Here is a 14,281-nt window from a genome sequence, read left to right as displayed (position 1 = left end):
AATGAAGAGAGAAGAACAGTTTTTTTTATCTTTCCCTAGAGTTGCTGATAAGATTAATCGTGATGATCTTTTATCTCATGATTCCATTGATCAGGCTATTCGCATTATTGATGCTTGGCCATCTTGGCCATCTTCTGTAATTATTATTGTTGGTCCAAGTGGTTCAGGAAAGTCTTTTTTGGCCAAGATTTGGTCTAATAAGAGCGGATCTAGGCAGATTTATAGCTCTGCTAAAGGCTTGGAAACGGTGCAAATAAATGCACAGCCGATGATGTTAGAAGATGCTGATCGTATCAATTTTGATGACACTCAATTGTTTCATATTATTAATAGTATTGCCCAGCATGACTCCAGTTTGCTTATCACAGCGCGTACTTTTCCTATTGAATGGCCTGTTAATCTTCCAGATTTATGTTCTCGTTTACAGGCTGCAACGGTAGTAAAGATAAGTTTGCCAAGCGATGATTGTTTGGAAAAAATAATAGTAAAAATGTTTTCTGATCGTCAGATTTTTATTGATAGGAGAATAGTATCATATATTGTTCAGCGTATGGAAAGGTCTTTAGTTTATGCTGAATCTTTGGTTGATAGGATGGATTATTTGTCTTTTTCTAGAGGTATAGGTATAACTAGGTCTTTGGCTGCAGAGGTACTAGAAGAAATGCAAAGTAGTGAATAGAGTATTTTGTCATACTACCTTTTATTTACGTAATTTAATATGCTGTCTAAAAAAGCTATTAAGGCTATTATTTTTTTAATTTATTTATGATCAATACTATTTCATAGCATGTATTCATATTTATGAATTTATACACATTAATAATTAAGTTTATATATTTTTGTATTCTTTTGCATATTAGTTATATAATCTTATTTGCTAATTAAAAACAAACTAACTTTAAACAATAGCATATGTATAAATATCAATATTTTAGTTTGTCAAATGGTGCGGATGGCGGGACTCGAACCCGCACTCTCACATAAAGAAGCAGATTTTCTTACCACTACAACTTTCGTTGCCACTACGTTTGTGTTTGTGGTCTGGACTGTCCCTTCATCATAACTGTTCACGTCTTAGATGCTGCCCGTCCAGTCTCTACACCTTCCTTTGACTTTTTTTAACCAAAGGTTTGGCTCGGGATTAGCAAAAAAATAGCCTTCCCCGAATTTGAGCAGTTCTACTCCATGGATTTTTCCATGGGCACCCAATAACATAAGTCTACTGCGTCTACCTATTCCGCCACATCCACACATTTTATCTCATATAAAATTTCAATAATATTTCCATACGAAATTCAATACAATATTATTGTATACTATTTTTTCTAATTTTGAAGTAAAAAATATTTTTTTTAATCTTTATTTTTTGCATTCAATCTAAAAGCCTATTAAGTTGTCATATTTTATGTTTACATATATTTATTTCATATATAATTATGAGCAAATAAAAAACATAATAGGTTATATAATAGCTAATTTTTTATTTAACAATAGTCATAGCGCTTATGTTTATTAATTATTAAATATTTAGCATATTATATAAAATTACTTAGTTTATTATTAATTTAATTTTTTCAATTAAGGATAAAATAATATTTTTTATCTTATCAGATATTTCTATTCCTAAACCTCATATGGGATATTGTTTTAAGAAAATATAGGATACAGATTCAATATTTTAATCTATAATACAGATTTTCAAAAACACTAGCATTTAAATAATTCTTTTTTTATTTTTTATTATTATATAATATTTACTTTTATTTTGGATTATATTTATGATTTATTGCCTTAAACATTTCTAAAGTTTTCAGTGAGTACTACGTTAGTTAATCTAATGCGTATGCGTGTTATTTTTTCCATATTATCAATAATATAGTTATTATTTTAAATAATTTATTTTTTGGGTGGTTAAATAATTTTAAAAATACAATTTTGTGTTTTTATGAAAAATATCTTCGTATATTAAAATAACAAATTTAATCTATTAGCTATATATGCGTGAAATGTTTTACTCAACGATTTTGATATAAATACTTATTTATTATTCTTGTTAATATAATGATCATAATATTAGTTTTATAATAAGCTAGTTCGTTATCATTTATTCGAATGACACAAAATGTATCTTATTTTTTTATAATATGTTTATTAGCGAAAAAATATATATAATTTTTTAATTATTCCCTTAATAAAAATAATATTATATTACTGGTTTTGGAAAATTTAGGTTAGGGAGAAAAGTGATGTCTGCAGATATAGAGAAAAAAAATCAAAAAAACAATAATTCTGATTCTTGCCTTCAGTTGGTAATAGAAGTTTTACAAGAAACTAAGGCTGATGATATATCTCATATAAAGGCTACACCTAATCGTCCTTTAGTATGTGATAATATGATTATTGTTTCAGGTCGGTCTACAAAACACGTTTCTTCTATTGCTGATAAATTGATTTCTTATCTTAAACAGAAAAAAATCGATGTGCATGGAGTTGAGGGTTTATTAGCCTCTAACTGGGTTTTAGTTGATTTAGGTGATATAATGGTTCATATATTTCATCCTGAATCTCGTAAGTTATATGATTTAGAATCTATGTGGACATAAAAGTATTATTTATAATTGGTATCTTTTCTTTTTGGTATATGAAACTATGGATAAATCTGTTACTTGTGTTGTTATACTATAATTAATTTAGATAACAGATTACTAGACTTATCTGTTGATGTGTTTTCATTTGATTTTGGGAGTGTTTTATAATTTAAAATTAGGTAGTAAATTCATTTCATTCTTGTTAATAGTATATCTTTAATATGTCTTTTGATAATTATTATTGCATATTGAGCCTTAATTTACTAACATTCCAAATATTAATGATGATTTGATATCGATACAAGTTATTCATCTTTATTTTTTGCTAATAATTTAAGTAATTATATTACCCTTGAATTTTATTAGTAATATAGATTATTTACTATATATTTGGTAGAATATTTTTATTTAATCACTTTGTTATGTCTAATAAATACTTGTGATAATATATTAAGTATATAATCTATTAAAGTTAAACATATTTTATGTTAATTTATGTATATAATACCATACAATAGTCAATATAAATTATATTTATGTTTTTTATTGAATTCTATGATGAATTACTTATTTCCATTTGCATTATTGAGGTTATATAATAACATGTGGTTATACGTAGATTATATAATATTTTTAAATAAAGTGCATAACTTTTGAGTACTAATCTTAATCGCCCTTTAGGGGAAAAATCTATCACAAAGAGATCTTTTTATCTAAAGATTATCTCTCGTTTTGGATTTTGTCTTTTGTTTTCTATATGTGTTATTTGTCTTTCAATTCATATCATTAGATATGATTCTTTTAATGGTATAGTTTCTAAAACAGATCAATATTATTTTATTCCGGAAATTTCTAAATCAAACAGTAGCGCTATTGATGCTGTTCAATACCCAGAAAAATCAATTGAACCATTTAAAGGTGATAACGGTAAATTTTCTATCAATAAAAATAATACTGTCAATGTTATTGATCCTTTGAAGACAAAGGAAAAAAAGATTATATCTGTTAATACAAATAAGTTTAGCAGTGTCATTGATCCATTAAATAATAAAAAAGAAAAATTTGTATCTGTTATTCATAAAGATAGATTAGTTACAAATAAAAGTCGTGGTTTTCTATCTATTAAAGATGATAATTCATCAACTTCCTTTGAAGATTATACAAAATATTGTCCAGATCCTGGTGTTGGTCCGCGTATTGCTATTGTAATTTCTGGTTTAGGCATAAGCAAAAATGGAACGCAACGTGTTATCAATTTATTACCTGAAAATTTTACTCTTGCTTTTGCTTCTAATGGTAATAATTTAAAAAAATTTATGGAAACATCTTTAAACAAAGGACAAGAGACTATTTTGCAAATTCCTATGCAAGACTTTACGATATTAAATTCTAAAGATGATCCTTATGTTTTAAAAACCAATCGATCACCCAAGGAACTTAGTAATATAATCTATAATTCTTTAAATCAGGCAACTAACTATTATGGTATTATGAATTATCTCGGTTCAAGTTTCCTTTCTGATAAATCTTCTATTATGATTTTATTTAATGAGCTTGCTAATCGAAAACTGTTCTTTTTAGATGATGGCAGTTCAAGGCATAATAACATTAGCAAGGAATTAGCTGCTAATATCAATCTTCCTTATATATCATCTGATTTGTATTTAGATTATCAATATAACCGAAATGATATTAGAAAAAAATTAAAGTCTCTTGAGTATAAGGCTAGAGTTTCAGGAAAGGCAATAGGTGTAGTGGTTTCTTTCGATGAAAATATTGAAGAGATTTTGCAATGGTTGAAGGAAGATTATATGAAGGATATTTTAATTGTTCCTTTATCTTGCTTAGTCAAATATTATATTTAATGTACTTAAAAACAAGGGAAATAATTAATAATATAGATACACTTAATAGGTATTTGTTTTTTTATATATTAATTATGAAGATGATTATTTTATTTAAATTATACTAATAATAGTTACTTATATTAAATAATATAACATATCATTGAACAATTAATCTTTAAGAATATGTTATATATATAATAAATATGCATAATAATATATTGTTTACATATCATTTATTATCATAATCAATAAGTTATATTATTATGGTTTACAATATTATCTTATCGTCTAAGGAGTATTTCTCTGATTTAGTTGATATTTTCAAATGATTTAATAGTTATAGCAGAAGTACTATTTAGGTTGGATATTAGCTATATATCCTATATTCTTAATATATGAAATATGAGCAACCCATATAATGCAACAAATATGAGTGTATAATATTATATAATCTCGAGTTAAAATTATAGAATAAACAAGCAAATATTTAACAAGATATTTTATAATTAAAAGAAGATAAAATAGTAATAATTTAAAAATAATATCGAATTAATAAGTTTATTGATGACATTCTTTGACTATTTTTTTATACCTTATTAGTTTGTTTTATTGCAAATAGAAACGTATTTAAGGTTTTTGGATTTTTAAAGGGAAAAATTTAGGAGAATAGCCTATGTTGTAGTATTATTGGGTTTTGTTTTCCTTGATTTCAGTTTAATCATATTGTATTTTTACGTATTTAAAAATTTTGAGTAAGAAATATTTTATTATATTAACAAATTAGAATATATATAATATATAAATACAATATGTCTTATTCTAAGTTAATTTTTTAATTATTTAAAAATAAATTTATTATGATTTCATAACGGTTAATTGAATGAATTAAATGATTTTAAGGATTGAATTTTAGAAGTTTATTGTTGCCTTGATGTTTATTTTACTTTTGGTTATATGATACTAGATTTTATAGGTATTAAACATAACCTAATAACAGATAGAAAAGCTGTTAATTATCAATATATTTGGTAATGTTTATATTAATTTTTAAAACTTATCTTATTCTTTTATCTTCTAATTAAAATCTAATATCATCATTTGACGATTTTGTTTTAATTTTTTTTATTATCAGATATTACAATATATCCACTTTATGAGAATAATCGACGAAGAAGATTTTTAATACTGTTCTCAATAGAATGTTAGTTGTCTTTATTGAGGAGGGAATTATTCAAAAAAATAATAAAAGAATATATAGATTTATTTTTAAGATGAAGTGAACAGCTTGTTACCTTTTCAAAATTGCGACTAAACTTACAAAAAATGCTGTAAAATCAATAATTTATAATTATAATGGTGACCCCTGCAGGATTCGAACCTGCGACATCCTGCTTAGAAGGCAGACGCTCTATCCAGCTGAGCTAAGGGGCCAAAATTACTTTTACTATCATATATTTAATGCGTCCAAGGCTGAAGACGATCGTATGAAAAATTATCTTGATAAGATTTTTGTGTATGAACAACCGACGTATAAGATGGTATTACATAATATTCAATACTATGACCGTCAGCATATTTTTTTGCTTTTTCTAAAGATGGGAAAAATAGTTTAACTTGTTGCATAGTATCTTTGGAAGATTTGTAACCTAATAATGGCTCTACATAAGTTGGATCTTGTCTCTCAAAATCCAACACCCACATTCCTATGCGTCCTTTTTTTCCTGATTGAGTAGATGTTTTACATTTATAGTAAATTTTTGCTAACATGCTAAATAAGTTTAATCCCATATCTCAATACATAAAAATCGAACAAAAATGGTCGGAGTGGAGAGATTCGAACTCCCGACCCTCTGGTCCCAAACCAGATGCGCTACCAGGCTGCGCTACACTCCGTATACAAATACTTTAATCCATGAAGTATATATATTTATATAACAACTAATCAAGTCATAATATAAATCATGACTAAAATAATATATCTCTATTTAAATGAAAAGATATAATAATATGTAACTGAAAAATTTTTATTTAATAAATTATCTGACTTAAGAAAGCTTTTGTCCTTTCGTGTTGAGGATTAGTAAAAAAGTCTTCAGGGATATTTTGTTCAACAATTTGTCCTTGATCCATAAATACAACTCTATCAGCTACTTGTCTAGCAAAACCCATTTCATGAGTTACGCAAATCATAGTCATTCCTTCTTTTGCAAGATCTACCATTGTATCCAACACTTCTTTTACCATTTCTGGATCTAATGCAGATGTCGGCTCATCAAATAACATAATCTTTGGTTTCATGCATAAAGAGCGTGCAATGGCAGCACGCTGATTTTCTCCGCCAGATAACATAAGAGAGGATCTCATTGCTTTATCAGCAATATTTACCTTATTAAGGTAATACATGGCAAGTTCTTCTGCTTCTTTCTTAGGCATTTTCCTAACCCAAATAGGTCCAAGGGTACAATTATCCAGTATGCTTAGATTTGGGAAAAGATTGAAATGTTGAAAAACCATTCCAACATCACGACGTACTTCTTCAATATTTCTTACATCACTATTAAGGGGAATTCCATCGATAATTATTTCACCTTCTTGGTGTTTTTCGATTCTATTAATGCAACGTATCAAAGTAGATTTACCAGATCCTGAAGGTCCAGCTATAGTAACTATCTCACCTTTTGTTATATTAAGATTAATGTCGCGTAGTGCATGAAAATTACCATACCACTTATTTAGAAGCTTTATTTCAATAGCAAAGTTGTTCTGATCTATTTTTTTTGAATCGATTAGATTTTTTTTCATCAGTACAAGAATCCTTATTTTTTCATTCCCTTATTAAGATATTTTTCTATAAATATAGAATATAATGACATGCTAAAGCAGAATACCCAAAACACAAATCCAACAAATACTAATCCGCTTATAGGAGTAACAGGAGATATCCATGATGAGTCACTGAAGTTTGCTCTTACTATGCCCAAAAGATCAAACATATTTATTATAGAAATAAGAGTGCTATCTTTAAATAAACCTATAAATGTATTCACAATTCCTGGTATAACTCGTTTAATTGCTTGAGGAACAACTATAAATCTCATTGTCTGAATATAGCTTAATCCTAATGAATTAGCAGCATCGAATTGACCCTTAGGAATTGACTGTAATCCGCCTCTAACAACTTCCGCAATATAAGCGGCGGCAAAAGCTGTAACTCCCACAAGAGCTCGCAATAACTTATCTATATTCCAATTATCAGGTAGGAATAGGGGTAACATTATACTTGCAGTAAAAAGCACTGTGACTAAAGGAACTCCGCGAAATGTCTCAATTAATGTAACGCAAGCATATCGCAAAACAGGCATATCAGCTTGTCTTCCTAATGCTAGTAATACACCTATCGGCATAGAAAAAGCAATTCCAAAGAATGAGATAACTAAAGTAACTAGTAATCCTCCCCATTTCGATGTTTCAACAACACTAAGTACTATTCCGCCATGCAATATGAAGAAGGAAAAAACTGGGAATAAGATAAACAACAATATACCATTTAGCAGCTTTCGAGGATAAGACGGAATTAGCATTGGTATAATCAATAAAATTCCAATTATAAATATAAGAACAGGTCTCCATCTTTCTTCTTCAGGATAATTGCCAAATATAAATAAATTATATCTATCAACTACAAAAGCCCAACAAGCGCCGCTCCAATTTTCTGGCTGAATTCCTCCTTGAGATATTGTCATACATGATCTTCTATCACTTCCTGTCCATACAGCGTCTATAAAAAGCCATTCAACTATATTAGGTATTAAATATATTAAAGATGTTATTGCTAAAATAGTCAGAATTGAATCCCTAATATTGCAGAAAAAATTGGTGTGAATCCATGCTATAATTCCACGTTGACTAACAGGAGGTAAACTGGGTGATAACAACCTTTTACGTACATAGAATTTACCACTAGGATAGCTCATTTTACCTCCCTTAAAGCAATTTTTTTATTTATCCAGTTCATTAATAGAGACGTCATTATTGAAAGGCTTAAGTATATAAACATCCAAATCAGCACAATTTCAATTGCTTGACCTGTCTGATTAATTATAACTCCTCCAACTGAAACTAGATCAGAGAAACCTACTGTTACAGCAAGAGAAGAATTCTTTAGAAGGTTCAAATATTGACTGGTAAGAGGAGGAATAATTACTCGCATCGCCTGTGGCAAAATGATAAATCGTGTTGCCTTTCCACGGTTCAAGCCCAGTGCTGTTGCAGCCTCCATTTGTCCACGTGGCACTGAAGTTATTCCTAATCGTATAATTTCTGCTATAAAAGAAGCTGTATAACATGATAAAGCTATGTACAGCGAAATAAATTCAGGACAAACTGCAAATCCTCCATCAAAGTTAAAATTACCTAACACAGGATAATCAAAACTTAATTTCAAATTAGTTATGTACAATAATATTACCGGCAACCCGAATGTTAAAAAAATGGAAATATAGTAAACAGGCAATGCACGGCCAGTTCTTTCGTGAAATTTACGAGATAATATTATTGTTACGATGCTTAAAACTATTCCTAATAAGAAGACAAATAAAATAATTTGTGCATTAATATCCATTATTAATTTAGGAAAATATATTCCTCTATTGCTTAAAAATATTCCAAGTGGAAAATATACTGAATGTTCAGGGGATGGAAGAGCAGATAGAAGGGATCTATACCAAAAGAATATTACTACTAATGGAGGTATATTACGAAATATCTCTACGTAAATCCTGCAAATCCATGATAAGAGCTTATTAGAAGATAATCGTCCTATGCCAATAAAAATTCCTATAATGGTAGAAGGAATTACTCCTAACAATGCTAATGTGAAAGTATTAGTGAAACCGACTAATAAAGCCCTAGCATACGAATCATCTCCATTGTAAGGTATGATACCTTGATCTATTTCAAATCCAGCACGATATTGAAGAAAATCTAAGCCTAATGATATATTGGATTTATCCATATTATAAGAAATATTACTTATTATTTTTGATAAAACTATTACAATTAAAGATAAGATAAGAGCTTGAGTAAACATGCTTCTAAAATGTATATCGTATAAAAATTTAATATTTTTTATACGGCATAGTACTGTATTTTTAATATTTTCAATCATATATTCACCTCAATTCAGCAACTAAAGTCTTATTTTTAAATGAGCGCTGCCGATATTTATCATCAGATTTATTGATTAATATACATAGAATGCATATACTGAAGATCATCATAAAACACTAAGTTTAACGGATAGGTGGAGCATACATAATTCCTCCATTGGACCATAATGCATTGTATCCATGAGGAATTTTCAAAATAGAATTTTTTCCAAGATTTCTATCAAATATTTCTCTATAGTTACCCATATGTCTAATAATCCTATAGGCCCAATCATTTGTTAAGCCAAGACTTGAGCCAATCTTATTGCCATCAGTTCCGAGAAAACGTTTTATATCAGGACTATTAGAATTACGCATATTTTCAACATTCTCCTTAGTGATTCCTAATTCCTCTGCATTTACTAATGCATAGTGTGTCCAAGAGACAACATTATTCCAAACACTATCGCCCTGAATAATTACTGGCCCAAGTGGTTCTTTTGAAATAGTTTCTGGTAAAATTATGTGTTCACTTGGATCAGATGTACTGAGCCTCAAGGTGTACAGAGCTGATTTATCTCCAGTATAAACATCACAACGATTAGAAAGATATGCAGCATTAATCTCTTCAACACGTTCGAATACTATAGGATGATATTTCATTTTATTAGTTCTAAAATAATCTGATAATGTAATCTCTGTTGTTGTTCCTGCTTGAACACATATTGCTGCTCCAGACAGTTGAAGAGATGAAGAAATATTTGGTTTCTTGCGCATCATAAAACCTTGTCCATCAAAATATGTAATAGGGCGAAATGCAAGACCTAAAGTAGTTTCACGAGTCAGTGTCCATCCTGTATTTCGACTTAATATGTCAATTTGTTTTGACTGTAAAGTGATGAAACGGTCTGTTGCATTTAATGGAATGTATTTAACCTTATCAACATCATCAAATATTGTAGCAGATATAGCTTTACAAAAGTCAACATCAAATCCATTCCATTGCCCATTAGCATTCATTTCTGAAAAACCAACTAGTCCAGTGTTTATCCCACAATTTAAGAAACCTCTGCTTTGAACTTCTTTTAAAATATTGGCCTGAGCATTAAAACTTATAAAATATAAATTTATCAAGAAAATAATACCTGTAAAAAAAAATCTACAATTATACATAAATCTGTTCTCCTTGAAAAATATTAATTGTGTTATTAGTACACTAATGTACAACAACTTTTTTCGACAGAACCAAATTGGGTAGATAGGATAATATAACATAAAAAAAAAGAATTTGATGTTCAATCTGCCAAATCATGAGATTAAGCAATCATTTTATAATTTCAAGTATTTTAACAAAAACTTTCAACATCTGATAAATAAAAAACTAAATTTTAAGTTAATATCATTTCAAGCTTATTATATTTATTTTATTTTTATGTTTTTATGTTTTTATGTACATATATATTGCAAATTATCATACGATAAAAATATATCAATTTAAATTGATTTTAGAGCATTAGATGTTTTTTATGTATAATGACAATATAAATTATAATAATTATATTAGTTAATATTATTGAATTAATTTTTTATAAAAGTTATGATTCTTTAGTTTAATTTGTAATTTAAGTCATAATTTTCTGTTATATAGAAGATTTTTTGTGTGTGCATTAATTGTATTTTGACAATATATTTTAATGGATATTGCTATTAAATTATATATTTTTATGTTCCATAATGTATGAAATATCGGTTTTGCAAGTTTTATGAGAGTAATATTAATGGTTGATTCTTACTTATCATATTAACAATTTAGACGTTTTTTTATATCTATAATAGAGTTTACTTGCGTAGTATGTTAACTACATTTCGTAAGGCAATCATAATATCATTATATATGATAACATAAATATATTTATCTAGATATTGTTTAAAAAGATATCATCGTATTTAGCTTGAGTGCTATATTATCTTGTTGTTTTTAATTATTGATTTCCGTGCATTAAAACTTCAATAGAAGGTTAGCAAATAAATCGTCATATTGTGATTATATGTTTTATATTTGGATATTATAATTATATATCCAATCAACACTTTTAGACAGTATTGATCGTGGCCCAAAACGAAGTGCTATATCCCTGCATAATCGCATTGGGCCATTTAGATGGTAGAATAGGCCATTAAAATTAGTTCTAGAATATATATTATTAATGCGTTTTGCTCGGATATTTTGGTATTTAGTAATAGCCTCAGAAGGATTAGTATTTTTCAGTAATCTTGATAAAAGATAAGCATCTTCAATTGCCATATTTGCTCCTTGAGCAGCAAAAGGTAAAAATGTATGTGCTGCATCGCCAATTAAAACTGTATCTTTAGAATTATGCCATCGACTGCATTTGCATTCAAATAATTGGTAAAATGAAGTATGAAGAATATTTGTAATAAAATTATTGATTTTATTATTCCAATTCATGAACTTTCTTGAAAATAATTCTTTATATTCATTATGAAAGTTTAATTGATTTTCTTTTAATAGATGGATTTTATCCAAGAAATGATTGCTGCTTACTGCAACAATATTTATTGTATCATCTTCGCGCAGAGGATAAGTTACCATATGGGAATCAGCACCCAAAAATAGACTAACTGATTTGGAATCTATAAATTCTGGAGCTTCATTTTTTGGTATTGTAGCACGCAACACGATATGCCCCGAAAAGACCAAAGGTTTATTATCTATTTGTTTTCGTATATTTGAGTTAACTCCGTCAGCTCCTACTAATAGATCTATTTTTTTATTAGTTATATGTGAGATTTCTGTTAAAGAATTGCTTTTTATATAGGTTGATAAATGTAATTTAGCTAAAGATTGTGAGTTTATTTTTGATAAAAGAATCCTTTGCAGTGTTGACCGCTTTACAACTCCATAGTCTCCATTCCAATTGCTCATAGCATGCTCTTTGCATGGAATGCGACACAACTCATTGAGTGTTAATCCTGATAGAAAGATAAACTCTTTCGGTTCTATCCATACTGCTTTTAATTCGTCGATGATACCAATTTTTTTTAATATGCGTGATGCATTAGGTGATATTTGTAATCCAAATCCCTTTTCGGATAATTTATCCTTTTTTTCTAATATATGAGATTTTATTCCAATATCACACAAAGATATAGCTAGAGAGAGACCAGATATACCAGCTCCAACTATAGCAACAGATGGCAAGTTTGATTTATAATTTTTGCCGTACACCTTGATAATTCCTAAATTAAAAGCAAACACCCTTTGGGTGATGTTTCTTCTTGTCCAAGAGAACTATCGAAACAATAAATAGTTGAGCAGTAAGGACATCTCTTTTCATTTTCATCGCCCATATTTATAAATATATGTGGATGATCCATCGGGGGAGATGCTCCGGCGCACATGAATTTTTTAACGCCAATTTTTATGATATTATATCCCTTGTCATTTTGGAAATGATTAATACGATTATCCATAACTTTTCCTTTTCTAATTACATAATCATAGGATATAATCTATTAGTAAGCGCAACAATATAACATATTTTTTATAAGCTATACAATCTTATAATTAAAATATACGTGCAATAAATTATTTGAGAGATTATGATGATTAAAACCAAATTATTCAGTTCATGGAGAGGATTTCAGCTGGCATTTTTTGATGAGGGAGATAGATTATCTCCCGTTGTCTTATTAATTCATGGATTTACTTCATCTGCAAAGATAAATTGGTTTTCCACCGGTTGGATAGAGTTATTGTGTTATCATGGTTATCGAGTCATTGCGATTGATAATCTTGGTCATGGTGAAAGCGATAAGTCGCAAAATATTGATGACTATAACTTAGTATTTATGGCTGCTGATGCTGTCTCATTGTTAGATTATCTTGGAATTAAATCGGCACTTGTTATGGGCTATTCTATGGGAGCTCGTATAGCCTGTTCTATGGCTTTATTTTATCCTTCTTATATACAATCTTTAGTTTTAGGTGGGGTGGGTAGTGCTCTATTTGATTCAAAAGTTATTGATTGGAGCCCTGTTATAGATGCTTTTTTATTGCCGTCAATTGACGATGTAAATTGTGTTTTAGGAAAAACATTCAGAAAATTTGCTGAAAGTGTTCCTGGCAACGATTTAAAGGTCCTTGCTTCATGTCTAGCTATGACAAGAAAGCTATTTAATAGAGATGATTTAAATAGAATTAATGTTCCTGTTTTAATTGCTGTAGGATCTAAGGATCATATTGCGGGATCCCCTCAAGATGCAATGGTTTTTTTTCCTAATAGTAGATTTTTAAATATTTTAGACAAAGATCATATGTTGTCTGTTGGTGATAAGCAGTTTAAACAAGGAGTTGTAGATTTCTATTTAAATGTCATTTAATAAGTCATTATTGCATCATTTGACTATAAAATTATGTCATTTTCATAATTTCACTATGTCTATATAGGAAAAATATTTTTTTATATCTTCTTATATCTTATTTTTTGTATATTGTTTTATTTATTATAAGTTTTAACTTTTTATTGTAATTAATAGACTTATGATTCAAACTTTTGTTTTTTATTCACAGATTGTTTCCTTAAATTATAAGATGTTCTTTCTTTTAGGTTATTGAATAATTAAATTGATTATCGTTTTTGTGTTTGATTATAGGTAATAGCAATTTATATGGAGT

11 protein-coding genes and 2 tRNA genes are annotated in these 14,281 nt (G+C 28.3%); 4 read left to right on the top strand and 9 right to left on the bottom strand.

All coding sequences use genetic code 11. The annotated features are described in order from the left end of the window. Position 1 precedes the first annotated feature (1 nt). From LAM_RS04825 to LAM_RS04810, 3 genes are all read left to right on the top strand, one after another. Positions 2-679, top strand: a complete 678-nt coding sequence (locus LAM_RS04825; protein ID WP_007556556.1) for a P-loop NTPase family protein — start codon at positions 2-4, stop codon at positions 677-679. A gap of 1,567 nt (positions 680-2,246) precedes the next feature. Then, positions 2,247-2,603 (top strand): ribosome silencing factor, encoded by a 357-nt coding sequence (gene rsfS / locus LAM_RS04815; protein WP_007556555.1) that lies wholly within the window; start codon positions 2,247-2,249, stop codon positions 2,601-2,603. A gap of 638 nt (positions 2,604-3,241) precedes the next feature. Next, the gene (locus tag LAM_RS04810; RefSeq protein WP_007556554.1) at positions 3,242-4,453 is read left to right on the top strand and encodes a divergent polysaccharide deacetylase family protein; all 1,212 of its coding nucleotides are present in this window, start codon (positions 3,242-3,244) and stop codon (positions 4,451-4,453) included. A gap of 1,336 nt (positions 4,454-5,789) precedes the next feature. Here the strand turns inward: LAM_RS04810 and LAM_RS04805 are convergent. The 9 genes from LAM_RS04805 to LAM_RS04765 all read right to left on the bottom strand — a co-directional run bounded on the left by LAM_RS04805 (position 5,790) and on the right by LAM_RS04765 (position 13,077). Continuing rightward, positions 5,790-5,866, bottom strand: a tRNA-Arg gene (locus LAM_RS04805). Positions 5,867-5,890: 24 nt separating this feature from the next. Next, positions 5,891-6,202: an NADH dehydrogenase ubiquinone Fe-S protein 4 gene (locus tag LAM_RS04800; RefSeq protein ID WP_007556553.1), complete on the bottom strand. Its 312-nt coding sequence runs from the start codon at positions 6,200-6,202 to the stop codon at positions 5,891-5,893. Positions 6,203-6,251: 49 nt separating this feature from the next. Further along, a tRNA-Pro gene (locus tag LAM_RS04795) sits at positions 6,252-6,328 on the bottom strand. A gap of 135 nt (positions 6,329-6,463) precedes the next feature. Next, positions 6,464-7,237: an amino acid ABC transporter ATP-binding protein gene (locus LAM_RS04790; RefSeq protein ID WP_007556552.1), complete on the bottom strand. Its 774-nt coding sequence runs from the start codon at positions 7,235-7,237 to the stop codon at positions 6,464-6,466. Between the two features lie 14 nt (positions 7,238-7,251). Continuing rightward, a complete protein-coding gene (locus tag LAM_RS04785; protein WP_007556551.1) occupies positions 7,252-8,409 on the bottom strand; it encodes an amino acid ABC transporter permease in 1,158 nt (385 codons plus the stop codon). After that, positions 8,406-9,602: an amino acid ABC transporter permease gene (locus tag LAM_RS04780; protein WP_007556550.1), complete on the bottom strand. Its 1,197-nt coding sequence runs from the start codon at positions 9,600-9,602 to the stop codon at positions 8,406-8,408. The genes LAM_RS04785 and LAM_RS04780 overlap by 4 nt, the downstream gene beginning before the upstream one ends. Positions 9,603-9,726: 124 nt before the next feature. Continuing rightward, the gene (locus tag LAM_RS04775) at positions 9,727-10,755 is read right to left on the bottom strand and encodes an amino acid ABC transporter substrate-binding protein (RefSeq protein WP_007556549.1); all 1,029 of its coding nucleotides are present in this window, start codon (positions 10,753-10,755) and stop codon (positions 9,727-9,729) included. A gap of 880 nt (positions 10,756-11,635) precedes the next feature. Then, positions 11,636-12,832 carry an FAD-dependent monooxygenase gene (locus tag LAM_RS04770; protein ID WP_007556548.1) on the bottom strand — a complete coding sequence of 399 codons (1,197 nt, stop codon included), beginning with the start codon at positions 12,830-12,832 and terminating at the stop codon, positions 11,636-11,638. A gap of 11 nt (positions 12,833-12,843) precedes the next feature. Beyond that, complete coding sequence (locus LAM_RS04765; protein WP_007556547.1) at positions 12,844-13,077, bottom strand: zinc-finger domain-containing protein; 234 nt, start codon at positions 13,075-13,077, stop codon at positions 12,844-12,846. Between the two features lie 129 nt (positions 13,078-13,206). On the opposite strand from LAM_RS04765, the gene LAM_RS04760 reads away from it, so the two are divergent. Continuing rightward, entirely contained in the window at positions 13,207-13,986 is a 780-nt protein-coding gene (locus LAM_RS04760) for an alpha/beta fold hydrolase (protein WP_040055808.1), read from the top strand. Positions 13,987-14,281: the final 295 nt, after the last annotated feature.

Source organism: Candidatus Liberibacter americanus str. Sao Paulo (assembly GCF_000496595.1).
GTDB classification, from domain to species: Bacteria; Pseudomonadota; Alphaproteobacteria; order Rhizobiales; family Rhizobiaceae; genus Liberibacter; species Liberibacter americanus.
The sequence above is the reverse complement of the archived record's forward strand: the minus strand, read 5'-3'. Positions and strand labels throughout refer to the sequence as shown.

Coding starts and splice junctions, on each gene's coding strand:
- LAM_RS04780 (WP_007556550.1), bottom strand. CDS start 9,602: ATGATTGAAAATATTAAAAATACAGTACTATGCCGTATAAAAAATATT.
- LAM_RS04800 (WP_007556553.1), bottom strand. CDS start 6,202: ATGTTAGCAAAAATTTACTATAAATGTAAAACATCTACTCAATCAGGA.
- rsfS (WP_007556555.1), top strand. CDS start 2,247: ATGTCTGCAGATATAGAGAAAAAAAATCAAAAAAACAATAATTCTGAT.
- LAM_RS04775 (WP_007556549.1), bottom strand. CDS start 10,755: ATGTATAATTGTAGATTTTTTTTTACAGGTATTATTTTCTTGATAAAT.
- LAM_RS04765 (WP_007556547.1), bottom strand. CDS start 13,077: ATGGATAATCGTATTAATCATTTCCAAAATGACAAGGGATATAATATC.
- LAM_RS04785 (WP_007556551.1), bottom strand. CDS start 8,409: ATGAGCTATCCTAGTGGTAAATTCTATGTACGTAAAAGGTTGTTATCA.
- LAM_RS04760 (WP_040055808.1), top strand. CDS start 13,207: ATGATGATTAAAACCAAATTATTCAGTTCATGGAGAGGATTTCAGCTG.
- LAM_RS04825 (WP_007556556.1), top strand. CDS start 2: ATGAAGAGAGAAGAACAGTTTTTTTTATCTTTCCCTAGAGTTGCTGAT.
- LAM_RS04790 (WP_007556552.1), bottom strand. CDS start 7,237: ATGAAAAAAAATCTAATCGATTCAAAAAAAATAGATCAGAACAACTTT.